This window comes from Stenotrophomonas sp. STEN054 (assembly GCF_056854535.1).
This window is the reverse complement of the sequence record NZ_JBXFWG010000055.1, coordinates 1-25,581: the sequence shown is the minus strand read 5'-3', so window position 1 is coordinate 25,581 and position 25,581 is coordinate 1. Positions and strand designations below refer to the sequence as shown.

At 68.6% G+C, this 25,581-nt stretch carries 24 protein-coding genes; 12 read left to right on the top strand and 12 right to left on the bottom strand.

Translation table 11 applies throughout. The annotated features are described in order from the left end of the window. Positions 1–130 precede the first annotated feature (130 nt). Entirely contained in the window at positions 131–2,254 is a 2,124-nt protein-coding gene (locus AC1VXD_RS17300) for a methyl-accepting chemotaxis protein (protein WP_482993071.1), read from the bottom strand. A 183-nt stretch (positions 2,255–2,437) separates the two neighbouring features. On the opposite strand from AC1VXD_RS17300, the gene AC1VXD_RS17295 reads away from it, so the two are divergent. Further along, positions 2,438–2,893: an Rrf2 family transcriptional regulator gene (locus AC1VXD_RS17295; protein ID WP_482993070.1), complete on the top strand. Its 456-nt coding sequence runs from the start codon at positions 2,438–2,440 to the stop codon at positions 2,891–2,893. Further along, positions 2,883–3,788 carry an NAD(P)/FAD-dependent oxidoreductase gene (locus tag AC1VXD_RS17290; protein WP_482993069.1) on the top strand — a complete coding sequence of 302 codons (906 nt, stop codon included), beginning with the start codon at positions 2,883–2,885 and terminating at the stop codon, positions 3,786–3,788. Before AC1VXD_RS17295 ends, AC1VXD_RS17290 begins: the two co-directional genes overlap by 11 nt. A gap of 75 nt (positions 3,789–3,863) precedes the next feature. Here AC1VXD_RS17290 and AC1VXD_RS17285 read toward each other — a convergent pair whose 3' ends face one another. Then, positions 3,864–4,820: an aldo/keto reductase gene (locus AC1VXD_RS17285; protein ID WP_482993068.1), complete on the bottom strand. Its 957-nt coding sequence runs from the start codon at positions 4,818–4,820 to the stop codon at positions 3,864–3,866. Between the two features lie 170 nt (positions 4,821–4,990). Between AC1VXD_RS17285 and AC1VXD_RS17280 the strand changes: the two genes are divergently transcribed. After that, positions 4,991–5,848, top strand: a complete 858-nt coding sequence (locus tag AC1VXD_RS17280; protein WP_482993067.1) for a class I SAM-dependent methyltransferase — start codon at positions 4,991–4,993, stop codon at positions 5,846–5,848. An 81-nt stretch (positions 5,849–5,929) separates the two neighbouring features. After that, complete coding sequence (locus tag AC1VXD_RS17275; RefSeq protein ID WP_482993066.1) at positions 5,930–6,469, top strand: pseudouridine synthase; 540 nt, start codon at positions 5,930–5,932, stop codon at positions 6,467–6,469. A gap of 109 nt (positions 6,470–6,578) precedes the next feature. Here AC1VXD_RS17275 and AC1VXD_RS17270 read toward each other — a convergent pair whose 3' ends face one another. Together AC1VXD_RS17270 and hrpB are read right to left on the bottom strand one after the other, a co-directional pair. Next, positions 6,579–6,968 carry a hypothetical protein gene (locus AC1VXD_RS17270; RefSeq protein ID WP_482993065.1) on the bottom strand — a complete coding sequence of 130 codons (390 nt, stop codon included), beginning with the start codon at positions 6,966–6,968 and terminating at the stop codon, positions 6,579–6,581. A gap of 200 nt (positions 6,969–7,168) precedes the next feature. Beyond that, positions 7,169–9,673, bottom strand: a complete 2,505-nt coding sequence (gene hrpB, locus AC1VXD_RS17265; RefSeq protein ID WP_482993064.1) for an ATP-dependent helicase HrpB — start codon at positions 9,671–9,673, stop codon at positions 7,169–7,171. 67 nt (positions 9,674–9,740) lie between these two features. Between hrpB and AC1VXD_RS17260 the strand changes: the two genes are divergently transcribed. Further along, positions 9,741–10,538 carry a TatD family hydrolase gene (locus AC1VXD_RS17260; RefSeq protein WP_108770777.1) on the top strand — a complete coding sequence of 266 codons (798 nt, stop codon included), beginning with the start codon at positions 9,741–9,743 and terminating at the stop codon, positions 10,536–10,538. A 118-nt stretch (positions 10,539–10,656) separates the two neighbouring features. On the opposite strand, the gene AC1VXD_RS17255 is transcribed toward AC1VXD_RS17260, so the two are convergent. The 4 genes from AC1VXD_RS17255 to AC1VXD_RS17240 form a co-directional block, all read right to left on the bottom strand. Further along, positions 10,657–11,574 (bottom strand): NAD-dependent epimerase/dehydratase family protein, encoded by a 918-nt coding sequence (locus AC1VXD_RS17255; RefSeq protein WP_482993063.1) that lies wholly within the window; start codon positions 11,572–11,574, stop codon positions 10,657–10,659. Continuing rightward, positions 11,574–12,512, bottom strand: a complete 939-nt coding sequence (gene panE / locus AC1VXD_RS17250) for a 2-dehydropantoate 2-reductase (RefSeq protein WP_482993062.1) — start codon at positions 12,510–12,512, stop codon at positions 11,574–11,576. The genes AC1VXD_RS17255 and panE overlap by 1 nt, the downstream gene beginning before the upstream one ends. A 214-nt stretch (positions 12,513–12,726) precedes the next feature. After that, a complete protein-coding gene (locus AC1VXD_RS17245; RefSeq protein ID WP_116865038.1) occupies positions 12,727–13,536 on the bottom strand; it encodes an ABC transporter permease in 810 nt (269 codons plus the stop codon). Then, the gene (locus AC1VXD_RS17240) at positions 13,533–14,501 is read right to left on the bottom strand and encodes an ABC transporter ATP-binding protein (RefSeq protein WP_482993061.1); all 969 of its coding nucleotides are present in this window, start codon (positions 14,499–14,501) and stop codon (positions 13,533–13,535) included. Before AC1VXD_RS17240 ends, AC1VXD_RS17245 begins: the two co-directional genes overlap by 4 nt. A gap of 84 nt (positions 14,502–14,585) precedes the next feature. Here AC1VXD_RS17240 and AC1VXD_RS17235 point away from each other — a divergent pair, with 84 nt between their 5' ends. After that, positions 14,586–15,335, top strand: coding sequence for a ferredoxin--NADP reductase (locus AC1VXD_RS17235; RefSeq protein WP_482993060.1), 750 nt, complete (start codon positions 14,586–14,588; stop codon positions 15,333–15,335). A 65-nt stretch (positions 15,336–15,400) separates the two neighbouring features. Here the strand turns inward: AC1VXD_RS17235 and AC1VXD_RS17230 are convergent, their stop codons facing one another. Continuing rightward, positions 15,401–16,558 carry a lytic polysaccharide monooxygenase gene (locus tag AC1VXD_RS17230; RefSeq protein ID WP_482993059.1) on the bottom strand — a complete coding sequence of 386 codons (1,158 nt, stop codon included), beginning with the start codon at positions 16,556–16,558 and terminating at the stop codon, positions 15,401–15,403. A gap of 224 nt (positions 16,559–16,782) precedes the next feature. Between AC1VXD_RS17230 and AC1VXD_RS17225 the strand changes: the two genes are divergently transcribed. From AC1VXD_RS17225 to AC1VXD_RS17210, 4 genes are all read left to right on the top strand, one after another. Beyond that, entirely contained in the window at positions 16,783–17,943 is a 1,161-nt protein-coding gene (locus AC1VXD_RS17225) for a GGDEF domain-containing protein (protein WP_482993058.1), read from the top strand. 118 nt (positions 17,944–18,061) lie between these two features. Continuing rightward, positions 18,062–19,600 (top strand): alpha/beta hydrolase, encoded by a 1,539-nt coding sequence (locus tag AC1VXD_RS17220; RefSeq protein WP_482993057.1) that lies wholly within the window; start codon positions 18,062–18,064, stop codon positions 19,598–19,600. Further along, positions 19,597–20,343, top strand: coding sequence for an ABC transporter ATP-binding protein (locus AC1VXD_RS17215; RefSeq protein WP_108766759.1), 747 nt, complete (start codon positions 19,597–19,599; stop codon positions 20,341–20,343). Before AC1VXD_RS17220 ends, AC1VXD_RS17215 begins: the two co-directional genes overlap by 4 nt. Next, positions 20,340–21,524, top strand: a complete 1,185-nt coding sequence (locus tag AC1VXD_RS17210) for an ABC transporter permease (protein ID WP_482993056.1) — start codon at positions 20,340–20,342, stop codon at positions 21,522–21,524. Before AC1VXD_RS17215 ends, AC1VXD_RS17210 begins: the two co-directional genes overlap by 4 nt. Before the next feature lie 93 nt (positions 21,525–21,617). On the opposite strand, the gene AC1VXD_RS17205 is transcribed toward AC1VXD_RS17210, so the two are convergent. Beyond that, entirely contained in the window at positions 21,618–22,406 is a 789-nt protein-coding gene (locus AC1VXD_RS17205; RefSeq protein WP_482993055.1) for a helix-turn-helix domain-containing protein, read from the bottom strand. 77 nt (positions 22,407–22,483) lie between these two features. Here AC1VXD_RS17205 and AC1VXD_RS17200 point away from each other — a divergent pair, with 77 nt between their 5' ends. Continuing rightward, a complete protein-coding gene (locus AC1VXD_RS17200; RefSeq protein ID WP_482993054.1) occupies positions 22,484–22,738 on the top strand; it encodes a hypothetical protein in 255 nt (84 codons plus the stop codon). Between the two features lie 77 nt (positions 22,739–22,815). On the opposite strand, the gene AC1VXD_RS17195 is transcribed toward AC1VXD_RS17200, so the two are convergent. Both AC1VXD_RS17195 and AC1VXD_RS17190 read right to left on the bottom strand, forming a co-directional pair. Then, positions 22,816–23,820: an energy transducer TonB gene (locus tag AC1VXD_RS17195; RefSeq protein WP_482993053.1), complete on the bottom strand. Its 1,005-nt coding sequence runs from the start codon at positions 23,818–23,820 to the stop codon at positions 22,816–22,818. Between the two features lie 198 nt (positions 23,821–24,018). Then, the gene (locus AC1VXD_RS17190; protein ID WP_482993052.1) at positions 24,019–24,645 is read right to left on the bottom strand and encodes a TIGR00645 family protein; all 627 of its coding nucleotides are present in this window, start codon (positions 24,643–24,645) and stop codon (positions 24,019–24,021) included. 112 nt (positions 24,646–24,757) lie between these two features. Here AC1VXD_RS17190 and AC1VXD_RS17185 point away from each other — a divergent pair, with 112 nt between their 5' ends. Next, positions 24,758–25,447, top strand: coding sequence for a glutathione binding-like protein (locus AC1VXD_RS17185; protein ID WP_482993051.1), 690 nt, complete (start codon positions 24,758–24,760; stop codon positions 25,445–25,447). The last annotated feature ends 134 nt before the right edge of the window (positions 25,448–25,581 follow it).

The following is a 25,581-nucleotide window of genomic DNA, read 5'->3' as shown; positions in this document are numbered from 1 at the left end:
GCTCGCCCCCGGGGGGGGGGTGGGGGGGGGTCGTCTATGGCGCTGGGGGGGGGGGGGGGGGGGCGGGGGGGGGGCGCGCGCCGCCCGGGGGCGCGGGTTCGCCCGGGGCCGCCCCCCCCCGGCGGATCCCTCATGCCGCGCGCGCGAGGGTATCCTTCGTCGTCGCCGCACTCGACAGATCAAACACATCCACTGCCTCGATCAAGCGGTCGGCCTGCTGTTCCAGGCTGCGCGCGGCGGCGCTGGCTTCTTCCACCAGCGCGGCGTTCTGCTGGGTGGTGCCATCCATCTGGATGACGGTCTGGCTGACCTGTTCGATGCCCGCGCTCTGCTCCTGCGAAGCGGCGGAAATCTCGGCCATGATGTCAGTCACCCGCTGCACCGAAGCGACGATCTCGGCCATCGTGTCGCCGGCCTGGCGCACGCGCTGCGCGCCGTGGCCGACCTGTTCCACCGACGCCTCGATCAGCGTCTTGATCTCCTTGGCTGCGGCCGCCGAACGCTGCGCCAGCGTGCGTACCTCGCTGGCGACCACGGCAAAGCCACGGCCCTGTTCACCGGCACGTGCAGCCTCCACCGCCGCGTTCAGGGCCAGGATGTTGGTCTGGAACGCGATGCCGTCGATCACACTGATGATCGCCGCAATCTGCCGCGATGACGCCTCGATCGCGCCCATGGTTTCCACCACTTGGCCGACCACTTCACCGCCCTGCGAGGCCACGCCGTGTGCGCCGATCGCCAGCTGGTTGGCCTGGCGTGCATGCTCGGCATTCTGGCGCACGGTCGAGGTCAGTTCTTCCATCGACGCGGCCGTTTCTTCCAGGTTGGCGGCCTGCTGCTCGGTACGGCGCGACAGGTCGTTGTTGCCGGCCGCAATTTCAGCGGCCGCCGAATGGATGCTGCCCGAGGTGTGCTTGATGTCGGTAACAATCGTCGCCAACTGCGCTGCCGTAGCATTGGCGTCGCCGGCGATGCGCGCGAACACGCCGTGGAAATCGCCATGCATGCGCGCACCCAGGCGACCATCGGCAATCGCCCGCAGCATCGTCGAGACCTCAGCCAGATTGTGGTCGGCAGCGTGCATGAGCTCATTCAACCCATCGACCATCGCGCGGAAATCATGCTCGAAGCTTGCGCTGTCGCCGCGTTGGCTGAAATCGCCTGCCGCCGCTGCCGTGGCCAGACGGCGGATCTCGCCATTGATGGCACCAAGGTTCTGTTTGGCGGTGTGCAGCGTGTCGGTAATGATCGCCTTTTCGCCCGGCAGCGCCTCCATATCCTCGCTCAGGTCGCCCACAGCGTAGCGGCCGATGATGCTGACCGCGCGCATCTTCACCTGGATGTGCGCGTCGACCAGTGCGTTGGTGTCGGCCACCATGCGTCCGTACGCGCCGGGGAAGTCGCCGGCCTGCATGCGGTGGCTGATGGTGCCGGCGTCGTGCGCCTGCGCCATCGCCGCCTGCGCGGCGAGCACGTCGCGCAGCGTGCCCTGCACGGCCTGCATGGCCTGCGCCAAGCGGCCGATCTCATCGCGGCTGCGCACCTGAACCCGATGGTCAAGGTCGCCGGTGGCCACTGCGCGCGCGGCGGCTTCCACCGCCAGCACCGGCTGTACCACCGCACGCCGCAGCCACCAACCCAGGCCGGCCAGCAGCAGCAGCGCCGCGGCGATGGTCAGCACCCCGCACACCACCAGGGTGCGGCGTGCCTGCTGCGAGCGCGCGCTCACCGCGGCCTCGGCCACCGCGGAAGTACGCCTGCCCAATGCATCCAGCGCGGCGGTCACGGGGCGGTCCTTGCCACGCACCAGGCTGTCGCCGGCGGACGGGTCATAGCCGGCCATGGCAAACGCCTGCAGGGCGGCGTGGTAATCCTTCTGCAGCTGCGCATGCAGGCCACTGAATGCCTGCGCCATCTCGCGGGTGCGTGCATCGGCGGGGCTGGCGGCCAGGCCTGTGGCCAGCTCCTCCACCCGCTTTCCTTCGTCATCGAAGGCCTGCAGGTGGCGCTGGCGCAGCGCCTCGTCGTGGCCGCGCAGCAGTACGTTCTTCCATTCCTGCACCTGCCCGCGGAACTCGCGCTGCAGGCGCTCGGCGTCGCGGCTGTGGGCGACCTCTGAAGGGGCTTGAGCAGACAGCTTCAGCCATGCCGATGCCAGGCCGGCGAGGGCGCACAGCAGGACGATGGCCAGACCAACGGATACAGCGCCCAGCAGCTTCGACTGCAGCCGCGGTGCACGGGAGGAGGCGTTCATGGGGCGGACTCTTGGAAGGGGTGCGATGCGGTATCGACCGCGCTTGAGGGCTCTGAAGTGCCAAGCTGGTCACGTTATCGTTGCGTTTAAAGAGGTGAAAGGTGCGTTAGATAGGACAAATGTGTCCAGATGGAACAAATACAGACCCTCGACAGACGGTTTAAATGTAACTATCGTAGTTACATGAAATCCGCAGACCCGCTCTCCGACGCCCTGCACGTGATGGCCCACCTGGTCGGCCAGGACGGCCCGCGTACCTCCGAACAACTGGCCACCTGCCTGCCGACCCACCCGGTGGTGATCCGCCGCCTGCTGGCGCAGATGCACAAGGCCGGTCTGGTGCGCAGCACGCGCGGGCACGGCGGCGGCAGCCAGCTGGCACGCGATGCAGCGCAGATCAGCCTGCACGACATCTACCTGGCGGTCGGTGCGCCGCCGCTGGTGCAGGTCGGCCAGCGCCACAACGGCGGCGGCTGCCCGATCCAGCAGCTGGTCAACCAGGCCCTGCAGGACGGCGCGCGCGAGGCCCAGCGCCTGCTCGAAGCGCGCCTGCAGGCCAGCACCCTGGACCAGCTGGGCGCCGACTTCGCCCGCCATCTTGCCCACCACCGTTCCCTGGAAGGTCCCCATGAATCCTGATGTCCTCATCGTCGGCGGCAGCTACGCCGGCATTGCCGCCGGCCTGATCCTGGCCCGCGCGCGCCGCCCGGTCACGATCATCGACAGCGGCCTGCCGCGCAATCGCGCCGCCAGCCACTCGCACGGCGTGCTTGGCCAGGACGGCATCAGCGGCGCCGAGCTGCTGAAGAACGCGCGCCAGCAGCTGCTCGATTACCCCACCGTGCGCTGGCTGCAGGGCGAGGTGGTGCACGCGCAGTCCACGGCCGAGGGCGTGGAGGTGCGTACCGCCGATGGCCAGGTGCTGGCCGCGCGCAAGCTGCTGCTGGCCACCGGCATCGCCGACCAGCTGCCCGGCCTGCCGGGCCTGGCCGAACGCTGGGGCGGCACCGTGCTGCACTGCCCGTACTGCCATGGCTACGAAGTCGGCGGCGGTGCCATCGGCCTGCTCGGCGGCCACCCGATGTCGGCGGCCAAGGCAACGCTGTTTGCCGACTGGGGCAACGTCACCTTCTTCAGCCAGGGCCTGCCGATCAGCGATGAAGAGCAGGCCGCCATGCAGCAGCGCGGCGTGCAGATCGAGACCACCCCGGTGGTGGGCGTGCAGGGCGAACAGCCGACGTGGCTGGAAGTGGAACTGGCCGATGGCCGCCGCATCGCCCAGCGTGCGCTGTTCGTGCCGGCGATGCAGCAGATGGCCACGCCGCTGGTGCAGCAGCTCGGCTGTGCGCTGGTGGAAAGCCCGCTGGGCGTGCTGGTCGAGGTCGACATGATGAAGCAGACCTCGGTGGCGAACGTGTACGCCGCAGGCGACGCGACCACGGTCGGCAACATCACTCTGGCCATGGCCGAAGGCGTGCGTGCCGGCGCCGGCGTGCACCACGCGCTGGTGGGTGAGGACAGCGTGCCGCGTTGAAGATCGCGGGGTGCCATCCACGCATGGCGTGGATCTACTGTCGTAGTAGATCCACGCCATGCGTGGATGCGGCAATCAATCCTCGACGCTGGCCGCATCCAGCTGTGCGATGTCCTGCACGCTGAGGCCGACATTGGCCGCCGCCAGCAGGTCGCGCAGCTGCTCGACGCTGGTGGCGCTGACGATCGGCGCGGTGATCGACGGCCGTGCGCTCTGCCACGCCAGCGCGATCTGCGCGGCACTGGCGTTGTGCTTGCTGGCCACATCATCCAGTGCCTGCAGGATGCGCAAGCCACGCGGGTTCAGGTAGCGCTTGACCACGCTCTCGCCACGCGCCCGGCTCTTGCTGGCATCGGCCGGGGTGCGGTACTTGCCGCTGAGGAAACCACTGGCCAGCGCGTAGTAACCGATCACGCCGATCTGCTCGCGCTGCACCAGCGGTTCCAGTTCCTTCTCGTAACCAGCGCGGTCGTACAGGTTGTACTCCGGCTGCAGGGTTTCATAGCGCGGCAGCTTGTAATCGGTGGACACCTTCAGCGCATCGGCCAGGCGCGTGGCGCTGTAGTTGGATGCACCGATGGCGCGCACCTTGCCCGCTTCGATCAGCCGGCCGAACGCAGCCAAGGTTGCTTCAAGCGGTGTCGATTCATCGTCCTCGTGGGCCTGGTACAGATCGATCACATCGGTCTGCAGGCGGCGCAGCGAATCTTCCACCGCGGCCTTGATGTTGTCCGGAGTCAGGCCGGGGCGTTCGGCCCATTTGGCCACCTTGGTCGCCAGCACCACCTTGTCGCGCTTGCCGCTGCGTGCAAACCACTTGCCGATCAGCGTTTCCGATTCGCCGCCTTCGTTGCCCGGCACCCAGGCCGAATAGACATCAGCGGTGTCGACCAGGTTGAAGCCGGCATCGACGAAGGCATCGAGCAGGGCGAAGCTGGCCTTCTCATCGGCGCTCCAGCCAAACACGTTGCCGCCGAAGGCGAGCGGACGTACATGCAGGCCGGAACGGCCCAGTTCGCGGGTTGCCGTCATGGGCACGGACTCCTTGGGGGTAGTCCTGCAGCATAGAACGCGCTGTGTGACCGCGCTGCGGCGTCGAATACAAAACAGTGTTCCGTCGCGGAGCGCGTGGCTAACGTTTTGTGAACACCTTGCACGCGGCGGCTGCTAGTCTCGCCGCATCTTCCGCTGGAATCGCCCCGATGATCGCTGCCTCGTCCCTGCGTAGCTGCCGCCTGCTGCTTGCTTCAGCCCTGCTCGTTGCTGTTCCCGCATTCGCTGCACCGGCCACGGTGGCACCGGCGAAGATCCAGGTCTCGCCGGCCATCGACGCCGCGGTGAAGGCATCGACCCGCGACCCCGCCAATGTGAAACGCGACAACTACCGCCATCCGGCGCAGTCGCTGGCCTTCTTCAAGGTCGCACCGGAAAAGACCGTCATCGAGATCACCCCCGGCAACGGCTGGTACTCGGAAATCCTGGCCCCGCTGCTGCGTGACAAGGGCCATTACATCGCCGCCGTGGTCGACCCGGCCGCTGTACCCGAAGGCCGTGGCCGCGATTACCAGCAGCGCAGCCGCGACGGCCTGGAAAAGAAGTTCGCCGGTGCGCCGGCCCAGTTCGACAAGGCCGCCGTGGTCGGCTACGACCCGGCCAAGCCGGTGTTCGGCCCGGCCAATTCGGCCGACGTGGTGCTGACCTTCCGCAACGTGCACAACTGGCGCAAGGCCGGCCAGGCGCAGGGCATGTTCCTGGGCTTCTTCAACGTGCTGAAGCCGGGCGGCGTGCTGGGCGTGGTCGAGCATCGCGCCAAGGCCGACGTCGCCGATGATGACGACACCGGCTATGTCGGCCAGCAGCAGGTGGTCGCCATGGCCGAGGCCGCCGGCTTCAAGCTGGATGCGCGCACCGAGGTCAATGCCAACCCGCGTGACACCAAGGACCACCCGAACGGTGTCTGGACCCTGCCGCCGACCAACCAGCACGACAAGGGCGACGACGCCAAGTACCAGGCCATCGGCGAAAGCGACCGCATGACCCTGCGTTTCGTGAAGCCGTAAACCGGTAGCGCCGGGCCCCGGCCGGCGTGCGCGCAGCGCGGCGTGGGACAATGCATCACCCCGCCGCCTGCCGCTTCCGCAATGCTGATCGCCTTCAACAAGCCCTTCAACGTGCTCTGCCAGTTCACCGACCGCAGCGTGCCGCCGCGGCCGACGCTGGCCGGCTTCGGCCTGCCGCCGCGCGTGTACGCCGCTGGCCGGCTCGACCATGACAGCGAGGGCCTTCTGCTGCTGACCGACAACGGCACGCTGGCGCACAAACTGACCGACCCGAAGCACAAGGCCGACAAGACCTACTGGGTGCAGGTGGAAGGCACGCCCAGCGACGAGCAGCTGCAGCAGCTGCGCGACGGCGTGGTCCTGAACGATGGTCCGACGTTACCGGCGAAGATCGAGCGCCTCGATCCGGCGCCGGAGCTGTGGCTGCGCGATCCGCCGGTTCGTTTCCGCAAGACCGTGCCGGACAGCTGGCTGGCGATCACGATCCGTGAAGGCCGCAACCGCCAGGTGCGACGGATGACCGCGGCGGTGAACCTGCCGACCCTGCGCCTGGTGCGCGTGTCGATGGGGCCATACCGGCTGGATGACCTGCCGCCGGGGCACTGGCGTCAGATCGGCTGAGCACGACTGCAGAAACGAAAAGGGTCGGAGCCCTTCCACAGGAAGGGCTTCGACCCTGGATCGGGGTCAGCCCCCTTCCACAGAAAGGGCTCCGACCCGCAGGCCGAACTCAGGCATCGCTGCCGATGTCGCTGTGCTCGTCCACCACGGTGTGGTTGCGGCGGTCACGGGCGTTGATGCGCTTGGCCTGCCCGTTCACCACCTGGCCGTTGGCAGCCTTCTTCTTCTGCTGCTTGCGGTACAGCGCATAGCCGAGCAGGCCCACGCCCACCGCAGCGGCGGTGATGGCCACGGCCGGGTTGCGGCGCACAAGCTTGGTGGCGACCTTGCTGCCGGTCTTCACCGCACCCACGGCGGCGCCGGTCTTGATCCAGTCGCTGGCCTGCGGGCCGAAATGGCGCAGGCTGCCACCAGCGCTCTTCAGGCCGTCGCCGGCGCTGTGCGCCAGTTCCAGGGCGCGCTCCAGGGCGCGGTCGGTGATAACGGTCAGCTTGCTCATGCGTGGGGTCCTTTGCCTCGGGTCGAAGTCCAGTGTGTCGTGCTGCCTGTAAACGGTATGTCAGTCAGGGCAGTCGATGCGGTGACGCTACCCCGTCCATTCAGGATCAGGCAGGAAACCATGGTGGCGGGCCGCCCAAACACCCCCCGCATTTTGATCCACCCCCCCCCCCCCCCCCCCCCCGCCGCTACCGCAATCCGTCAGGTCCCCCGTGGCTTGGCCCGGTGCGTGGCCGTCGCCGTCCACGGGTCGTCCGGCCACGGATGGCGCGGGTAGCGACCCTTCATTTCCTTCTTCACCTCGGCATAGGTATTTTCCCAGAAATTGCGCAGGTCCTGGGTGACCTGCAGCGGGCGGCCGCCCGGCGACAGCAGGTGCAGGGTCAGCGGCACGCGGCCATCGGCGATGCGCGGGGTGTCGGCCAGGCCGAACAGTTCCTGCAGCTTCACCGCCAGCACCGGCGGCAGCGGCTCGCCGCTCTCGCTGTCCAGCGCGTAGCTGATCGGCCGCTCCAGCCCCGAGGGCACGGTGATGCGGGTCGGCGCATGGCGCTCCACCAGCTGCCGCTGCGACCAGTCCAGCGGTGACTTCAGCGCTTCGCCGAAGCTGCTCTCGTCCAGGGCATCCAGCCGCGTCTTGCCGGCGAATGCCGGCTGCAGCCAGTGCGCGCGCGTGGCCAGCAGGGCGCCGTCGCTGCAGTCGGGCAGACCGAGTTCGGGCATCCAGCGGCGCAGCGATTCCACCCGCGCCTGCCATTGGCGCAGGCCCTCGGTCCACGGCAGGGCGGACAGGCCGAGCTCGGCCACCGCATCGGTCAGTGCCTGCGCGGCGTGCTGCGGGTCGACGCGGCCGGCCGAGCGGCTGTCCAGCACGATGCGATCGAAGCGTGACTCGCGCAGGGCCACCAGGGCGCGGCGCTCGCTGTCCCAGCGCACGGTGTCTTCGGTGACGAAGCGCTGCGGCCATGCCGCGCGCAACGCGTTTTCATCCACCGGCGCGGCGCGCAGCAGCAGGGCATCACGTGCTTCATAGCGCAGCTCGCTGACCACCAGCCACGGCTCGCCGCGCAGGTCGCTCAGTTCATGCAGGCGCGCGCTGCGGCCGTTGGCCAGCAGGTAGCGCAGCGGATCGCTGGGGTGCTGGAAACCGACGCGGTCGGGGAAGGCGTGGGCGAGCAGATCACCCAGCTCATGCGCTTCGATGCTGTCGGGCGGCGTCGCCTCGCAGCGCAGGCGTCGGCGCCACTGCTTGGCGGCCGCATCGATGGCAGCCAGGCCACTGCGATTGGCATCGGACGGCGCGCGACCATTGCGGAACGCGGCCAGCGCACGCCAGCGTGTGGCCAGCGCATCGCCGCCCTGGCGCAGCGGATCGCGTGCTTCCAGCAGCGCGGCCAGATCGGCAGCCAGCGCCTGTGCGCGCGCATCGGGCGCGGCCAGCAGCATCGCTGCCATGCGCGGGTGGGTGCCCAGCGCCAGTACGCGGCGGCCGAGTGCGGTGATCGCGCCGGTGTCCGAAAGTGCCCCCAGGCGCTGCAGCAGTTCGCGTGCGGCGGCCATCGGGCCCGAGGGCGGTGGGTCGAGGAAACGCAGGTCACTGCTGCCCCAGGCGGCCAGTTCCAGTGCCAGCCCGGCCAGTTCCACCTGGTCGATCTCGGCGCGGCGCTGCGGCTCCAGCCGCTGCGACTGCGGCCACAGCCGCCACGCCACGCCCTCGGCCACGCGTCCGGCACGACCGGCGCGCTGGTCGGCCGACGCCTGCGCGATGGCCACCACGTCCAGCCGGGTGAAGCCGCTGTTGGGGTCGTAGCGCGGCTCGCGCGCCTGGCCGCTGTCGATCACCACGCGTACGCCGGGCAGCGTCACCGAGGATTCGGCCACGTTGGTAGCCAGCACCACGCGGCGGCGGCCATCGCTGGCGACCTGCAGCACGCGTGCCTGCTGTTCCACCGGCAGCTCGCCGTGCAGTGCCAGCACCTCGACGCTGCCGTCCAGCGATTCCTGCAGGCCTGCCTGCACGCGCGCGATCTCGCGCTGGCCGGGCAGGAACACCAGCAGGTCGCCTGGGTGCTCGGCCACGGCCTGCTGCACCGCGCGGCGCACCTGCAGCTCCAGCGCCTCATCGCGGCGCGCCGGGAAATGGCTGACCGCCACCGGGTAGCTCCGACCTTCGCTGCTCAGGCGCGGCGCATCGAGGAAGCGGGCAAGCCGCTCGCCGTCCAGCGTGGCCGACATCACCACCAGGCGCAGGTCGTCGCGCAGCTGCGCCTGCACGTCCAGCGCAAGGGCCAGGCCAAGGTCGCCACTGAGATGGCGCTCGTGGAATTCGTCGAACAGGATCGCGCCAACCGTTTCCAGCATCGGATCGTCCTGCAGCATGCGGGTCAGGATGCCTTCGGTGACGACTTCAATGCGGGTACGCGCCGAGACCTTGTTCTCGAAGCGGATACGGTAGCCGACGGTGCCGCCCACCTCTTCGCCCAGCTGCCGGGCCATGAACAACGCGGCGCTGCGTGCGGCCACACGGCGCGGTTCCAGCAGGATGATCCTGCGCCGCTGCAGCCACGGCGCATCGAGCAGGGCCAGCGGCACCTGGGTGGTCTTGCCAGCGCCAGGTGGCGCTTCCAGCACCAGCCGCGGCTGCGCGGCCAGGTGCTGCTGGATCTGCGGCAGCAGCGGGGAAATCGGAAAGAGCGGGGCGTTCATGTGCAAAGGATAAGGGGCCATGGCCGGCGCGGGTACAATGCGCGGGCACTTTTCCCCCGCGATGACCATGCACCTGATCGATATCGGCGCCAACCTGACCCACGACTCCTTCGACCGCGACCGCGATGCCGTCCTGGACCGCGCACGGCAGGCCGGCGTGGTGCAGATGGTCATCACCGGCGCCAGCCGCGAGCATTCGCCGCTGGCCGTGCAGCTGGCCCAGCAGCACCCCGGTTTCCTGTACGCCACCGCCGGCGTGCACCCGCACCACGCGGTGGAATACACCGAGGAATGCGATGCCGAGATGCGCGCGCTGCATGCCCACCCGGAAGTAGTGGCGGTGGGGGAGTGCGGGCTGGACTACTTCCGCGATTTCTCGCCGCGCCCGGCCCAGCACCGCGCGTTCGAGCGCCAGCTGCAGCTGGCCGCGGACAACGGCAAGCCGCTGTTCCTGCACCAGCGCGATGCGCATGCCGATTTCATGGCGCAGATGAAGAACTTCGAAGGCCGCCTCGGCCCAGCAGTGGTGCACTGCTTCACCGGGGAACGTGACGAGCTGTTCGATTATCTGGACCAGGACTGGTACATCGGCATCACCGGCTGGCTGTGCGACGAGCGGCGTGGCGCGCACCTGCGCGAGCTGGTGAAGAACATCCCGGCCAACCGCCTGATGATCGAGACCGACGCGCCGTACCTGCTGCCGCGCACGCTGAAGCCGATGCCGAAGGACCGCCGCAACGAACCGATGTTCCTTTCGCACATCGTCGAAGAACTTGCCCGCGACCGTGGCGAAGACGTGGCTGTGACTGCAGCCAATGCCACCGCCGCGACGCGCACGTTCTTCCGCCTGCCTGATGCAGGCTGATCCGGTAGAGCCGAGCCTATGCTCGGCTGCCGCAAGCCGAGCATGGGCTCGGCTCTACAAGAGCGGTGGACGCAGGACGGTAGCGCCGGGCCACGCCCGGCGAGCGCAGCGCTGGGAATCAGACGTCGCGCGGTAGCGCCGGGCCATGCGCGGCGAGCGAAGCGGCCAGCGCCTCCAGTCCTTCCCGGTACGTCACGAACGTCGGCGCCCACCCCAGCGCCGCGCGCGTACCGCGGCTGTCGATGCGCTTGCTGCTGGCGTAGAAGCGCCGCAGCGTCGCGCTCACCGCCGGGTCATCCCATGCCACTGCCGGCGGCAGCGTGAACCCACCCAGCCGCGCGGCATAGGCCAGCACATCCTGCGGTGGCGCCGGTTCGTCATCGGCAGGCAGGTACAATCCATCCCGCGTCGGCCGCTGCATTGCCGCGATGACCACCGCCGCCAGATCCTCTACATGCAGTCGGTTGAACACCAGTCCGGGCCGTACGACATGGCGTGCGCGACGCTCGGCCAACTGCAGCAGCGCATTGCGGCCAGGGCCATACAGCCCCGGCAGACGGAACACCGCCGAGGCGATGCCACGCGCTTCGGCCAAGGCCCGCCACTGCGTTTCGGCCAGGCGGCGCTGCACGCCAGCGGTTTCGCTCGCATCGGCCTCGCTGCGTTCGTCTACCCAGCCACCGCCGCGGTCGGCGTAGACCGACGTCGAGGACAGATACCCCACCCACCGCAGCGCCGGGCTGGCCTGCAGCGCGGGCAGCAGCTGGCGCAGTGCAGGATCGCCCTGCGCATCCGGCGGCACGCTGCACAGCACGGCCTGCGCCTGTGCGATGGCCTCCAGCAGCGCCACTGACGGCGAGGCATCGGCGTGCAGGCGGTGGCGCTGCAGTCGATCGCCGGACACTGTCGACGACGGATCGCGCACCGTGCCCGACACCTGCGCGCCACGTGCCCGCAGCTTCGCGGCGAGCACGCGCCCACTCCAGCCCATGCCGAGGATCAGCACCGGCGACGGCAGTGGCTCGGGCGATGCCATCACGCGCTGCGCTGCGCCTGGTAGGCCTGCAGGCTGCTGTAGGCCACCTGCAGCAGCAGTGCTTCCTGCCCGGCCTTGCGTGCGCGCACCAGCATGTCACCGACGATGTGCGCGGCTTCCACCTGCTGGCCAGCTTCCAGGTCGCGCAGCATCGAGGCTTTCAGCGCAGATCCTGCCTGGGTCAGGGTGCCGCGCGCGGTGTCCTGCGCGGCCTGCGGCACCGGCTCACCGGCCGCCTCGGCCACGGCCAGGCACTCGTCGTACAGGCCGCGCACGATCGCCTCGCCATCATCGGTGGCGACAATGGTGCCAATGTCCGCGCGCAGCAGGCAGGTGGCCGCCGCGAGCGCGGTCAGGAAGGTGTACTTGATCCACTGCTCCTGGCCGATCTGCTCGCTGGCCAGGTGGTCCAGGTTGGCCTGCGCGCAGGCAGCGGCGAAGGCACGCACGCGGTCGGAGATCGCACCACCGCCGCGCTCGCCGAAGGTCAGCTTTGCCGGCTTGCCCAGGTGTAGCACCGCGCCATCGGGCGCCTTGGTGGCGCTGATGAAGCACAGTCCGCCGAGCACGGCCTCGCGGCCGAAGCGTGCATCCAGGGCGCCGTAGTGGTGCAGGCCGTTGAGGATGGGCAGCACGCTGGTGCGGGCGCCCACGGCCGGTGCGATGGCATCGATCGAGCTGTCCAGATCGTAGGCCTTGCAGCTGAGGATGACCAGGTCGAAGGGCTGCTGCGCGGCAAGCGCGGGCAGGGCGTCGGCAGTGACGTGCTGCACCGGGAAGCTGGCATCGCCTACGGGGCTGCGGATGACCAGGCCATCGCGGTCCAGCTGGCTGGCGCGGGTCGGGCGGACCAGGAAGGTCACGTCCACGCCGGCCTGCGCGAGGCGGCCGCCGAAGTAACCGCCGGTACCACCGGCGCCGAGAATCAGGATGCGCATTGCACGTTCACCGTTTCCTGGGGGAAGTCTTCCAGCGATTGTGCCGGAGATCGCAGGCAAAAAAAGAGCCGGGCATAGGCTCGGCTCTACAGGATTACGCCTCATCCACGCATGGCGTGGATCTACTGTCCAACCCGCCAACCCACGGAATGCCAGCAGTTGACGTTGCTCCGGCCTGCAGCGGGTGCAGGGCCGCAGGCCCTGCAGGCACCCCTCAGCTGCGCATGCCCACGCCACGGCGCAGCAGCCACAGCGCCAGCGCCGTCAGCACCACCACGAAGCCGAGCATCAACGCATAGGCCACCCACACCGGCACGTCGCTGCTGCCCAGCAGGCCATAGCGGAATGCATTGACCATGTAGAAGATCGGGTTGGCGTGCGTGGCCGCCTCGGCCCAGCCCGGCAGCAGCTTCACCGAATAGAACACGCCGCCCAGGTAGGTCAGCGGGGTCAGGATGAAGGTCGGCACGATCGCCACGTCATCGAACTTCTTGGCGTACACCGCGTTGATGAAGCCGGCCAGCGAGAAGATCGTCGCGCCCAGGATCACCGTGGTCAGCGTCACCAGCGGGTGCGGGATGCGCACCGGGGTGAAGAACATGGCGATGATCAGCACGATCACGCCGACCATCAGGCCGCGCAGCACCGCACCGGCCACATAGCCCCACAGGATCACCCAGTTCGGCATCGGGCTCACCAGCAGTTCCTCCACGTGGCGGCCGAACTTGGCGCCGAAGAACGAGGAGCTGATGTTGCCGTAGCTGTTCTGGATCACGCTCATCATCACCAGGCCCGGCACGATGAACTGCATGTAGCTGTAGCCACCCATGTCACCCACGCGCGAGCCGATCAGGCCGCCGAAGATGAGGAAGTACAGGGTCATGGTGATCGCTGGCGGCACCAGGGTCTGGCCCCAGATGCGCAGGATGCGCGCCACTTCGCGGCGCACGATGGTCATCAGGGCGATGCGGTTGCGCTGGGCGTCGGTGATCGGCGCAGCGGGCGTGTTCGGGGTGCCGCTCATGCGGAGGTCTCCTGGTTGCCGGTGAGGCGCACGAACAGTTCCTCCAGGCGGTTGCTCTTGGTACGCATCGAACGCACGCGGATGCCGGACTCGTTCAGCGTGGCGAACACGCGGTTGAGGTCCATGGCGCGCGGCATGTCGATGTCGAGAGTGTGCGGGTCCGGCGCGGTGAGGGTCGCACCCTCGATCACCGGCAGCTGCGCGGGCAGGTCACCGTCGATGTCCAGCAGGAAGCCTTCCACATCGAGCTTGGCCAGCAGGGTACGCATCGGGCCCTGGGTGACGATCTGGCCGTGGTTGATGATGGCCAGGTTGCGGCACAGGTACTCGGCCTCTTCCAGGTAGTGGGTGGTGAGGATGATCGTGGTGCCGGCGGCGTTGATCTCCTTCAGCACCCGCCACATGTCGCGGCGGATCTCGATGTCCACGCCGGCGGTCGGCTCGTCGAGTATCAGCAGGCGCGGGCGGGTCATCATCGCGCGGGCGATCATCAGGCGGCGCTTCATGCCACCGGACAGGGTGCGGCTCATCACCTGCGCCTTTTCCCACAGGTGCGCGCGCTTCAGTTCCTCTTCGGCGCGCTTCTCCGCTTCCTCGCGGGCCACGCCGTAGAAACCGGCGTAGTTGACCAGGATGTCGAAGGGCTTCTCGAACAGGTTGAAGTTGATTTCCTGCGGCACCAGGCCGATCAGGCGCATGGTGGCGCTGCGGTTGCGCACCAGGTCGCTGCCGAACACTTCCACCTGGCCCTCGCTGAGGTTGACCAGGGAGCTGATGATGCCGATCAGGGTGGACTTGCCGGCGCCGTTGGGGCCGAGCAGGGCGAAGAAATCGCCCGGGGCGACCTCCAGGGAAACCCCTTTCAGGGCCTGGGTGCCGTTGTCATAGGTCTTGCGCAGGTCGCGCACGCGCAGGGCGGGCGCCGTATCGTTCAGGGAAGCCAAGCTTGCAGCCTTCGCGCCCATGGGCTGGCGCTGGAGAGGGGCGGGGAGGGGCTATTATAGAAGACCCCGAGGGCTTGCCCCGGCTACACACTGTCCCGAAAAGTCGTGCCTGTCCAATTCCCCATCAAGCTGGTCGGCCGCCGCATGCTGGCGCCCACCGTCGGCCACTACCAGTTCGTGCGTGATGACGGCCAGCCGCTGGATTTCCAGCCCGGCCAGTTCATCCAGGTCCATTTCAGCTACGCCGATGGCACCGAAACCAAGCGCAGCTACTCGCTGGCGACTATCCATGACCACGCGCTGGGCCCGGGCGAGGCGGTGGATATCGCCGTCAGCTTCGTGCCCGGCGGCGCCGCCACGGCCCTGTTCGAGGCGCTGGACCTCGGCGGCCAGGTCAGTGCGTCCGGCCCGTACGGCCGCTTCTGCCTGCACCCCGGCGACCACAATGCCCGCTACCTGCTGATCGCCACCGGCACCGGCGTCACCCCGTACCGGTCGATGCTGCCGCTGCTGGAGACAGCCATGGCCGAGCGCGGCGTGCAGGTGGTCCTGCTGCAGGGCGCGCGCAGCCCGGGCGAGCTGCTGTACAGCGAAGATTTCTACAGCTTCGCCGAAAAGCACCCGAACTTCCGTTATGTGCCGTGCCTGTCGCGCGAACTGCCGGCCGATCCGCACCCGGACGTGCACCACGGCTACGTGCAGCAGGCCCTGGCAGGCTTCACGCCGGACCCGGCCACCGACATCGCCTACCTGTGCGGCAACCCGGACATGGTCGATGCCTGCGCCGAGGCGCTGAAGGAAGCCGGACTCGGCAACCCGCAGATCCGCCGCGAGAAGTACGTCAGCAGCAAGTAAGGGCCCGCCACGGGCGCGGGTGGTGCCGGCCGCTGGCCGGCATCCCCGATTCGACATTTGCCGGCTCAGTACGGAATCCAGGCATCGCGCCAGGCCGAGCCCACGCCAGGCCGGTACGGCTCGGCGTTGACGTTGCACCATGCGCCTTCCGGGAACGGGCGGCAGGCATACAGCAAGCCATCGGTGCCCTTCACCACGGTCTGCCCGGGAATGTAGCTGCCGATGCCCGCCGGATAGATGTAATCGTAGTCGCCCGGCGGCGGGTCCACCGGATCAGGCACCTTGGTGTCCAGCTGGAAGCGATGCCCCGGACGCAGGTACACGCGGTTCTCGGTTGCCGAGGCCACGGGCGTGATCACGCCATCGCGCAGAATGCCCACCCGCGCCTGCGCAGCATCGCCATTGACCTTGCGCGCCAGCACCACCGGCCACTGCGTCGGTGCGGTCTGGCCACTGGCCAGTACCACGTTCACCTGCTCCACATCGTTGCCGGCCGCGTTGAACACGCGCAGCGACACCGTGGTTCCCACCTCCAACGCGCCGCGCGCGGTCACCGCACCGGCATCCTGCCATTGCGGCGGCGGGGTCCCATCACCGCCTTCGAACCGGACATCGGAACAGGTGTAGAACGCCTCCTGTGAATCCGAACGCTGCCACGTGTTGTAGATCACGTGCTGGCCACTGCGCTGCGGCAGCGGGCAGTCAAGCTTGTAAACCCCACCCTCGGACAGCGGCACGTCGCCCAGCGTGCAGAACGCTTCCAGGTCCGACCAGCGCAGGCCGTCGCTGGCCTTCCAGCCATCACGGGTGACGTAGAACTTCCACTCGCGGGTGGCGTGCGGCGCCGGCGCCAGGAACTCGAAGGTGTAGCGCCCATTGGCATCGGCACGGATCGGTGAGGTCGTCCAGTCGCTGCGGTCCAGGTCCAGGCCGCGGTACTTGCTGTTGCCACCGCTGCACAGCTGGCCATCGGGCACCACCGCCTGGTGGTTGCCGTTGGCGTGGGCCTGGTTGATGCCCGCCCAGTCGTAGAACGGCTGGGCTCCGCCCACGGCCTTGGCGGCGGCGCAGGCGGGGTTGGTCGGATTCTCCGGATTGCCGTGGTAACACGCGTAGATGCGGCTCATCGGCTTGGACAGCGTGCCGTGCGCCTGTGCGTTGCCCGGCAGGAACAGGCCTGCGGTCAGCGCCGCAGCGACGGCGAGGAGGAGGCGTGTTTGCATGGGGTGCATCCCTGAAGGTGTGGAAGAGCGGGCAGTCTCCACACCGGTGGCAGCCACGACCATGCAACCACTCCTAAAAGTGCGCGAATGCGAACGTGTTAACCGTTTCCATGCGAAGTGCGCCGCAAACTCCGCCCGCTGCGGACATGCGCTCGGCCGCGCTGCGACAGCGGTTTCGCCAGAACGCGCTAGGATGCAGGCATTGCCCGGCACGCACGGACCGCATGTCCCTGGACCTTCCCACCATCGGTGTACTTGGCCTGCTGCTGTGCGCCGGCATCGCAACGGGCTTTTCGCTGCTGCTGGTGGTGTTGCGTGGGCAACCGGTACTGCGCCTGTGGACGGCCAGCCTGTGGCTGCTGACCCTGGGCGTGATCCTGATGGGGCTGCGCCCCTGGCTGCCGCAGGTGCCGGCCATCCTCGGTGGCAATGCGGCGATGGCCGCTTCCAGTGTGCTGATGCTGCTGGGCATGGCCCTGCACCTGGGCCAGCCGATGCCGCTGTGGCGCGCGCTGGGCCTGGTCGCGGCCTTCATGGCCGGCATCTTCCTGTTCCTGGTGCCTTGGCCCAGCCTGGACGTGCGCCTGCACGTGTTCAGCGTCTTCGCGATCATCATCAACAGCTGGATCGCCGCGCTGCTGCTGCGCCATGCACCGCCGGCACAGCGCATCAGCTGCCGGCTGGCGGCGGCGGTGTTCCTCGCCGAAGCGGTGGTCTACGTCGTGCGCCTGTTCCTGCCCGCCGATGCCGATGCGGGCGGGGACATCATGCGTGCGGGCTCGCCGATGTTCCTCACTTACCTGGCCGGAATCATGCTGGAGCTGGCGCGCTGCTTCGCGCTGGTCCTGCTGCTGCTCGAACGCCTGCTGGTGGACCTGCGCCGCGCCGCCCGTACCGATGGCCTCACCGGCCTGCTCAACCGCAGCGCGGTGCTGGCCGACGGGACCGACCAGCTGCAGCAGGTGCGCCGCCTGCAGCGCCCGCTGGCGGTGCTGCTGCTGGACGTGGACCACTTCAAGGCCATCAATGACCGTTGGGGGCATCTGGCCGGCGACCAGGTGCTGCAGCATCTCACCGGCGTGCTGGAGCACTGCGCACGCGGCCACGTGCATTTGCTCAGCCGCTATGGCGGCGAAGAATTCCTGCTGTTGCTGCCTGGTAGCGCCGGCGAAGCGGAGCGCCTGGCCACGCTCATCCGTCATGCGCTGCAGCAAAGGCCGGCGCCGCTGGGCACCGGTCCAGTGGCGGTGACCGCCAGCATCGGCCTGGCCATGGATGACGGGCATAGCGATCTGGCCGGGCTGATCGCCCGCGCCGATGCCGCGCTGTACCGGGCCAAGGCCGAAGGCCGTGATCGCCTGGTCTTGGCTGCCGAAACGGACTAGCGCGATTGCCCATCGCCGCCAGCACCGGGGCCGTGTAAGTTTGTTCGAAGAATGAGTCACATCTGCCGCGGCGCTGCGTCGTGGTCGACAGGAACGTCCTCCAGGGGAACCAAGCACGATGCAAAAACACCATTTCCGACTGGCCAGGCGATCGGCCAGCATGCTGTTTGCCGGCGCGATGCTTGCCGGCTGCAGTGCAACCGCTCCCGGTGCCGCCGACGGCAACGACACGCCGAGCCAGCGCTACGGGGCGATCGAGTTCCGCCCGTGCACGCTGACCACGGTCGGCGCCAGCGCCAACGTCGAAGCCCAGTGCGGCACGCTGCAGGTGCCCGAAGACCGCGCCCATCCCGACGGCCGCAGGATCGACCTGCGCATTGCCTGGCTGGAATCGGATGACAGCGGCAACGGCCAGCCTGACCCTGTGTTCTTCCTCGCCGGCGGCCCCGGCCAGGCGGCCAGCGAAGTGGCGGTCATCGTCGATACGGCCCTGCGCCAGGTGCGCAAGCAGCGCGATGTGTTCCTGATCGACCAGCGCGGCACCGGCGGCTCCAATCCGCTCAGCTGCCTGGGCGCGGACGGCAAGCCGCTGCAGATGGACGAGGACGCGGCGCCGAGCGAGGCGCTGCTGCGCGACTACGCGCAGCAGTGTGCGGCATCGCTGCAGGGGCGCGCCGATGCGCGCTTCTACACCACCGCCGAGGCCATCGCCGATCTGGACGCGGTGCGCCAGGCGCTGGGCGTGGACAAACTGAACCTGGTCGGCGGCTCCTACGGCACGCGCGTGGCCCAGCGTTACGCGATCGCCTACCCGCAGCGCACCCGCAGCCTGGTCATCGACGGCGTCGTGCCCAACGATCTGGTGGTCGGCGGCGAGTTCGCCAACACCTTCGACAACGCCATCACCCTGCAGTCCGCGCAGTGCCGCAAGGATGCCGCCTGCAGCAAGCGCTTCCCGGTCGATACCCGCACCCAGCTGCGCAGCGTGGTCGACACCCTGCGCCGCGCACCGGTCACCGTCGATTACCGTGACCCGGGCACCAACGCACCGCGCCAGGACGTGCTGACCCCGGACAGCGTGGTCGGCCTGGCCTTCGCTTTCTCGTACGTGCCCGAGTATTCCTCGCTGCTGCCGCTGGTGCTGGATGAAGCCGCACAGGGCCGCTACGCGCCGCTGGCTTCGCTGGCGCGCGGCGCGACCCGCACCATGGATTTCCAGATCAACCGTGGCATGCAGTGGTCGGTCATCTGCAGCGAGGATGCACCGCGCTACCAGGCGCCGGCCGCCAGCGACGATGATCTGTTCGGCCCGGAAGCGGCGCGTGCGTTCTTCGCCGCCTGCCCGGTGTGGCCGCACCAGCCGGCGGCGGCAACGCTCACCGCACCGCTGAAGAGCGACCTGCCGGTGCTGCTGCTGTCCGGCGAACTGGATCCGGTGACTCCGCCGCGCTACGCCGAACAGGTGCTCAAGGGCCTGCCCAACGGCCGCGCGCTGGTCGCCCGCGGCCAGGGCCACGGCACCCTCACCGCTGGCTGCATGCCGCGCCTGCTGGGCCAGTTCATCGATGCCAACGATGCCAAGGCGCTCGACGCCAGCTGCCTGGACACGCTGAGCCACGTGCCGGCGTTCACCTCGTTCAACGGATGGACCCCATGATCGTCGCCGACAACCTGCACAAGGCCTTCGACACCCGCACCGGTCGCGTCCAGGCAGTGGCCAACGTCGGCTTCCGCGCCGCCGATGGCCAGATCACCGGACTGCTCGGCCCCAACGGCGCCGGCAAGACCACCACCATGCGCATGCTGTACACGCTGATGACGCCCGACCAGGGCAGCATCACCGTCGATGGCATCGATGCCGCCCGCGATCCGATCGAGGTGCGCCGCCACCTGGGCGTGCTGCCCGATGCACGCGGCGTCTACAAGCGCCTGACCGCGCGCGAGAACATCACCTACTTCGGCGAACTGCACGGCCTGTCGGCGCAGCGCATCCGCGAACGCATCGAGGTGCTGTCGCACGCGCTGGACATGGCCGACATCCTCGACCGCCAGACCGATGGCTTCTCGCAGGGCCAGCGCACCAAGACCGCCATCGCCCGCGCGCTGGTGCATGACCCGCGCAACGTCATCCTCGATGAACCCACCAACGGCCTCGACGTGATGACCACCCGCGCCCTGCGCCGGTTCCTGCTGGGCCTGCGCGAGGAAGGCCGCTGCGTGATCCTGTCCAGCCACATCATGCAGGAGGTGGGTGCGCTGTGTGACCACATCGTCATCATCGCCAAGGGCACCGTGATGGCCGCCGGCAGTGCCGATGAACTACGCGCGCAGGCCGGCGAAACCAACCTGGAAGACGCGTTCGTGAAACTGATCGGCAGCGAAGAGGGCCTGCACGCATGAGCATGATGTCGACCCTGATGACGGTGTTGCGCAAGGAACTGCGCGACCTCTCGCGTGACCGCCGCACCCTGGCGCTGACCCTGCTGTTCGGCCCGCTGCTGTACCCGCTGCTGATTCTGGGCATGGGCAAGCTGTCGGAAAGCCGCTTCCGCACGCAGATCGAACAGCCGCTGGACATCCCCACGATCGGTGCCGAGCACGCCCCGAACCTGGTCCGTTTCCTCGGCGCGCAGGGCCTGAACGCGACTGCGGCACCGAAGGACCTGGCCGAAGCGATCCGCGCCCAGGACATCGACGTGGCGCTGCGCATCAGCGCGGATTTCGGCAAGGACTGGGCCGATGGCAAGCCGGCGCTGGTGGAAGTGATCCGTGACAGCACGCGGCGTGCCGCCGAGGTGCCCACGGCGCGCCTGCAGGCGGCGCTGTCCACCTACAACGGGCAGGTGGGGGCCCTGCGCCTGATGGCCCGTGGCGTCGATGCGCAAGTCGCACGACCGCTGGACATGGCTACCCAGGACATGGCCAGTACCGAAGCCAAGCGCGGCATGATGCTGTCGATGCTGCTGCCGGTGCTGCTGACGCTGACCTCGTTCATCGGTGGCGCGTATCTGGTGATGGACACCACCGCCGGCGAACGTGAGCGGCAGTCGCTGGAGCCGTTGCTGGCCACGCCGGGCTCGCGCAGCGCGATCGTCAGCGGCAAGATCGGCGCCGCCTGCGTGGTCGGGTTCGTGTCGCTGCTGCTGACACTGGTCGCGTTCAAGGTCAGCGCCCAGTTCGCCTCCGGCAACGTCGGCCGGCAGCTCAACATGAACATCCTCTCGATGGTGCAGATGCTGCTGGTGATGCTGCCGATGCTGCTGATCGGCACCTCGCTGCTGACCTACCTGTCGGCTGCGGCCAAGAGCATGAAGGAAGCCCAGAGCCACATGACCTGGCTGGTGCTGCTGCCGATGCTGCCGGGCTACGCGCTGATGGCCTACCCGGTGAAGAGCCAGCTGTGGCAGTACGCCGTGCCGTTCCTGTCGCAGAACCAGATGCTGCTGAAGGTGATCCGCCACGAAGTGATCACCCCGACCATCTGGGCGGTCTACCTGGGCGCCAGCCTCGGCCTGGCCGCGATCCTGTGGTTCGCCGCCGTGCGCCGCTACCACCAGGAGCGCCTGGCCATCTCCGGCTGACCGCGACCGGTAGCGCCGGGCCACGCCCGGCGGATGTGCAGCGAGGCCCGGTCATGCCGGGCCTCGTAGTTTTCCGACCCGCCATGACGAGCTTCACCGTACGCGATAGCGCGCAGGCGTCACCCCCATCTCGCGCTTGAACACTGCAATGAACGCACTGGGCGTGTCATAGCCCATCGACAACGCGACTTCGATGACCGTTTCTCCCGCCAGCAGACGCGGCAGCGCCAGAAGCACCCGAAGGCGCTGCCGCCACTGGCCCAGCGTCATGCCTGTTTCGGCCAGCCAATGGCGGGCCAGGCTGCGGCCGGACAGCGCACTGGCAAGCGCCCAGTCTTCAACGCTGCGGTTGTGATGCGGTGCGCGCGCCAGTGCGGCGGCAATGCGCCGCAAGCGACGGTCGCGAGGTTGTGGCAGCGCAAGCGGCAGGGGAGTGCCGCTGCCAATCTCGTCGGCGATCACGCCCGCCAGCCGCAGCTGCGCATCCTCCAGAGCGCCCTGCGGCCACTGCAGGGCGCGCGTTACAGCCGCCTGCAGCAACACGCTGGGCTGGAATACACACGGCGCAGCTGGCAATGCGCTGCAGGCCGAAGTACTGAAGTAGAGGCTCCAGCCATCGAAGGCACCGATGCTGGCCAGCGCGTGCGGTAGATCAGGCGGTACCCAGGCAACGTGACCGGCCGGCAACAGCCAGTGATGGTTACCCACTTCAATGCGCAGCAGGCCGCGATGTGCACCCAGCAACTGTCCGCGTGCGTGCCGGTGCCGCGCGGTGCGGCGTGGTCCTGTCATTGCCAGCTGCGCGCCCAGCAGCCACTGCCCGCTGCCAGCGTCGGCCAATGCGGGTTCGATCATGGGTGTCGGAGTTGGCTGGTCTGCCATATCAGTTGGCAGTTATACGGCAGAACGGTCGTGCCGCAAGCCTGACACTGGGCGTCCATCCCCAGAGAGCACTTCCCATGAAACCGCAGGACATCCTTCCCGACCAGCAGGACAACGTGCAGGTGAACGGGCTGACCGTGCGCAAGGGCAGCGTCGGCGCGTTCCTCGCCAGCGTCCGCGACTGGCAGGATCCGAGAGGCAGCGATGCCACCCGTGCGGCCGCCGAGACCGATCTGCGCAGCCTGTTACCGGCATTGCACGCGCTCGGCCTCTTCCAGGTGCTGAAGGCGCGTGATCCGGCGCTGCAGCAGCTGATCGACGGCCAGCGCTGAAACAAACAAGGCCCGGATCGCTCCGGGCCTTGTGATGGTGCTCCGCCGGGCATGGCCCGGCGCTACCGGAGCTCTGATCAGCCGCCCGGCGCGAACACCAGGGTGCGGCGGGTGGTGACCGGGGCGCCCACCGGTTCGAAGCGCCAGCGCTTCACCGCGTTCAGCGCTTCGCGGTCGAAGACGCGCGATGGCGTCGCACGCAGCACGCGGGCGTTGGTCACCGAGCCGTCGGTACCGACGGTGATTTCCACCAGCACTTCGCCCGAGGTGCCCGAGCGCAGGGCCTCGGCCGGGTAGCGCGGGGCCGGGGTGCTGACCGGGCGCAGGGTGGGTGCGGCGGTCGCAGCGGCGGCGCGCGCGGCGCTGGCCTGCTGGGCGGCGGCCTGCTGCTGCTTCTGCTCGGCCTCGCGACGCGCGGCGGCCTGGCGTTCGGCGTCCTGGCGCTCGCTGTCGCGGCGGGCCGCGTCCTGCTGGGCGGCAATCTGCTTGGCCGCGTCGGCTTCCTTGGCGCGCTGCTCGGCCAGGCGCTGCTGTTCCACCAGCTGCTTGGCGCGGTCCTCGGCATCCTTCTTGACCTTGGCGGTCTCGTCCTCGGTGCGCTTGGCAGCCACCTGTACGCCCTTGGTCAGGCCTTCCTTCAGGCGCGGCAGGGCCGGCGCGGACGGGTCGACCTTCTCGATCAGGGCCACCAGGCGCTGGGCTTCGCTGAAGTCCTCGCGGCCCAGGTGCTGCTCGGCGGCAATCAAGGTGTAGGGCAGCAGGTCGGTCAGCGCGCTCTTCACCGAGGCGTCGTCCGGCGTCTTGTCGCGCAGGGCCAGGTAGTACTCGATGGCGTTGTCGCCGGCCGGCGCGTACATGCGGTTCTCGGCCAGGGCACGGCTGGCCGAATCGCGCAGCTGTTCGGTGCCCATCGACTGCACCTTCGCCGCCACGGCCGGTGCGGCCGGGGTGGTTGCGGGTGCGGCAGCGCCTTCGGCGGCCGGTGCCGGGGTTTCTTCCTTGCCCGAACAGGCAGCCAGTGCCAGTGCCAGGGCAACCGGCATCCACCGGCGCGCGGCAGCGATCGTTGTGACGTGCGACATCCTGCTCCCCTTTAGAAGACGACGTTACGTTAGCCGTGGATCTGCATGTCCGGGACCGGGGTCCGGGCGTGGCGGCTGGCGTTTCCCGACGCCGCCGCCGGCAACGGCGAGGGTGCAATCTAGCATCCCGCCGGCCCTTGCGTACAAGGGCGGGCCAGAGGCGATGACGACACCAGGTGTCGCCATCGCCTCGTCAGGTCAATGCTCGGCGGTCTTTCCGTGGCTGTCGGCCTTGTCGTGGCCGCCAGACATGAGCTTGTCGGTCCAGGCGATGCCGATCGCCGACAGGATGAACACGCAGTGGATGATGGTCTGCCACAGCACGCCGTCGGCGGTCAGCATCGAGCACTTGGAGGCGCCGATGTTGGCGGCTGCGATGTTCATCTGCTCCGGGGTGCACAGCGGGATGCCGCCCAGCGCGCCGGTGGCGATGAACGTCTTCAGCAGGTGGATCGAGGAGATGCCGATGATCGCCATCGCCAGCTTCACCTTCAGCACGCTGGCGTTGACGTGGCTCAGCCATTCCGGCTGGTCCGGGTGGCCTTCCAGGCGCAGGCGCGACACGAAGGTCTCATAACCGCCCACGATCACCATCACCAGCAGATTGGAAATCATCACCACGTCGATCAGGCCCAGCACGATCAGCATGATCTGCTGCTCGCCCATCGAGGCCGAATGCGAAATCAGGTGCCACAGTTCCTTGCCGAACAGGAACACATAGACGCACTGCGCCACGATCAGGCCCAGGTACAGCGGCAGCTGCAGCCAGCGCGAGGCGAAGATCAGGTTGGAGAGCGGGGAGGGCGGCAGGCGGTTTGCACTCATGCGGGGGATGCTGCGTTTCGAGGGAGAGGCGAGGTTACCGGGCCACCATGACGGTGCCAAGCCAACGCACGCACTAGACTTCAGGTTCCTTTCGGACACCCGAGCCGACGCCATGATCGACCTGTATTACTGGCCCACCCCCAACGGCCACAAAGTCACCCTGCTGCTGGAGGAAGCCGGCCTGGAATACCGCATCCACCCGGTCAACATCGGCTCGGGTGACCAGTTCAAGCCGGAATTCCTGGCCATTTCGCCCAACAACAAGATGCCGGCTATCGTCGACCATGCCCCGGCCGATGGCGGCGCCCCGCAGAGCGTGTTCGAGTCCGGCGCGATCCTGCTGTACCTGGCCGAAAAGACCGGCCAGTTCCTGCCCAGCGACCCGCGCGGCCGCGTTACCGCCCTGGAATGGCTGTTCTGGCAGATGGCCGGGCTGGGCCCGATGAGCGGCCAGATGGGCCACTTCAACGTCTACGCGCCGGAAAAAATCCCCTATGCCGTCGAGCGCTATGACAACGAAGTGCGCCGCCTGCACGGGGTGATGGACAAGCGCCTGGCCGATCACGCCTTCCTGGCGGGCGATGAATACACCATCGCCGACATGGCCAGCTACCCGTGGATTGGCGCTTACGACAGGATTCCGGTCGATTTCGCCGCCTTCCCGAACCTGAAGCGTTGGCACGATGCCATTGCCGCGCGCCCGGCCACCCAGCGCGCCTATGCCCTGAGCAAGCAGGTGAACCCCAACGCCGGCAAGCCGATGAGCGAGGAAGAGCGCAAGCACCTGTTCGGCCAGCGCTGAGCAGGTTGCCCCAGGCCGCTGCGCTCGCCGGGGCTAGGCCCCCCGGCGCCCCCCCCCCCACCGGTTTGCCGCGGGCCGGCCGCCCGCGCGGGGGCCCGGGGGGGGGGCGCAGGCGGCGTGCGCCGACCCCGCGG

Bases quoted from the DNA above. Each gene is read 5' to 3' on its own strand.
- AC1VXD_RS17275 (WP_482993066.1), top strand. From the start codon at position 5,930: ATGCTGATCGCCTTCAACAAGCCCTTCAACGTGCTCTGCCAGTTCACC.
- AC1VXD_RS17190 (WP_482993052.1), bottom strand. From the start codon at position 24,645: ATGAGTGCAAACCGCCTGCCGCCCTCCCCGCTCTCCAACCTGATCTTC.
- AC1VXD_RS17260 (WP_108770777.1), top strand. From the start codon at position 9,741: ATGCACCTGATCGATATCGGCGCCAACCTGACCCACGACTCCTTCGAC.
- AC1VXD_RS17220 (WP_482993057.1), top strand. From the start codon at position 18,062: ATGCAAAAACACCATTTCCGACTGGCCAGGCGATCGGCCAGCATGCTG.
- AC1VXD_RS17280 (WP_482993067.1), top strand. From the start codon at position 4,991: ATGATCGCTGCCTCGTCCCTGCGTAGCTGCCGCCTGCTGCTTGCTTCA.
- AC1VXD_RS17285 (WP_482993068.1), bottom strand. From the start codon at position 4,820: ATGACGGCAACCCGCGAACTGGGCCGTTCCGGCCTGCATGTACGTCCG.
- AC1VXD_RS17295 (WP_482993070.1), top strand. From the start codon at position 2,438: ATGAAATCCGCAGACCCGCTCTCCGACGCCCTGCACGTGATGGCCCAC.
- AC1VXD_RS17215 (WP_108766759.1), top strand. From the start codon at position 19,597: ATGATCGTCGCCGACAACCTGCACAAGGCCTTCGACACCCGCACCGGT.
- AC1VXD_RS17300 (WP_482993071.1), bottom strand. From the start codon at position 2,254: ATGAACGCCTCCTCCCGTGCACCGCGGCTGCAGTCGAAGCTGCTGGGC.
- AC1VXD_RS17205 (WP_482993055.1), bottom strand. From the start codon at position 22,406: ATGGCAGACCAGCCAACTCCGACACCCATGATCGAACCCGCATTGGCC.
- AC1VXD_RS17185 (WP_482993051.1), top strand. From the start codon at position 24,758: ATGATCGACCTGTATTACTGGCCCACCCCCAACGGCCACAAAGTCACC.
- AC1VXD_RS17230 (WP_482993059.1), bottom strand. From the start codon at position 16,558: ATGCAAACACGCCTCCTCCTCGCCGTCGCTGCGGCGCTGACCGCAGGC.
- AC1VXD_RS17200 (WP_482993054.1), top strand. From the start codon at position 22,484: ATGAAACCGCAGGACATCCTTCCCGACCAGCAGGACAACGTGCAGGTG.
- AC1VXD_RS17270 (WP_482993065.1), bottom strand. From the start codon at position 6,968: ATGAGCAAGCTGACCGTTATCACCGACCGCGCCCTGGAGCGCGCCCTG.
- AC1VXD_RS17210 (WP_482993056.1), top strand. From the start codon at position 20,340: ATGAGCATGATGTCGACCCTGATGACGGTGTTGCGCAAGGAACTGCGC.
- AC1VXD_RS17225 (WP_482993058.1), top strand. From the start codon at position 16,783: ATGTCCCTGGACCTTCCCACCATCGGTGTACTTGGCCTGCTGCTGTGC.
- AC1VXD_RS17195 (WP_482993053.1), bottom strand. From the start codon at position 23,820: ATGTCGCACGTCACAACGATCGCTGCCGCGCGCCGGTGGATGCCGGTT.
- panE (WP_482993062.1), bottom strand. From the start codon at position 12,512: ATGCGCATCCTGATTCTCGGCGCCGGTGGTACCGGCGGTTACTTCGGC.
- AC1VXD_RS17245 (WP_116865038.1), bottom strand. From the start codon at position 13,536: ATGAGCGGCACCCCGAACACGCCCGCTGCGCCGATCACCGACGCCCAG.
- AC1VXD_RS17290 (WP_482993069.1), top strand. From the start codon at position 2,883: ATGAATCCTGATGTCCTCATCGTCGGCGGCAGCTACGCCGGCATTGCC.
- AC1VXD_RS17255 (WP_482993063.1), bottom strand. From the start codon at position 11,574: ATGGCATCGCCCGAGCCACTGCCGTCGCCGGTGCTGATCCTCGGCATG.
- AC1VXD_RS17240 (WP_482993061.1), bottom strand. From the start codon at position 14,501: ATGGGCGCGAAGGCTGCAAGCTTGGCTTCCCTGAACGATACGGCGCCC.
- hrpB (WP_482993064.1), bottom strand. From the start codon at position 9,673: ATGAACGCCCCGCTCTTTCCGATTTCCCCGCTGCTGCCGCAGATCCAG.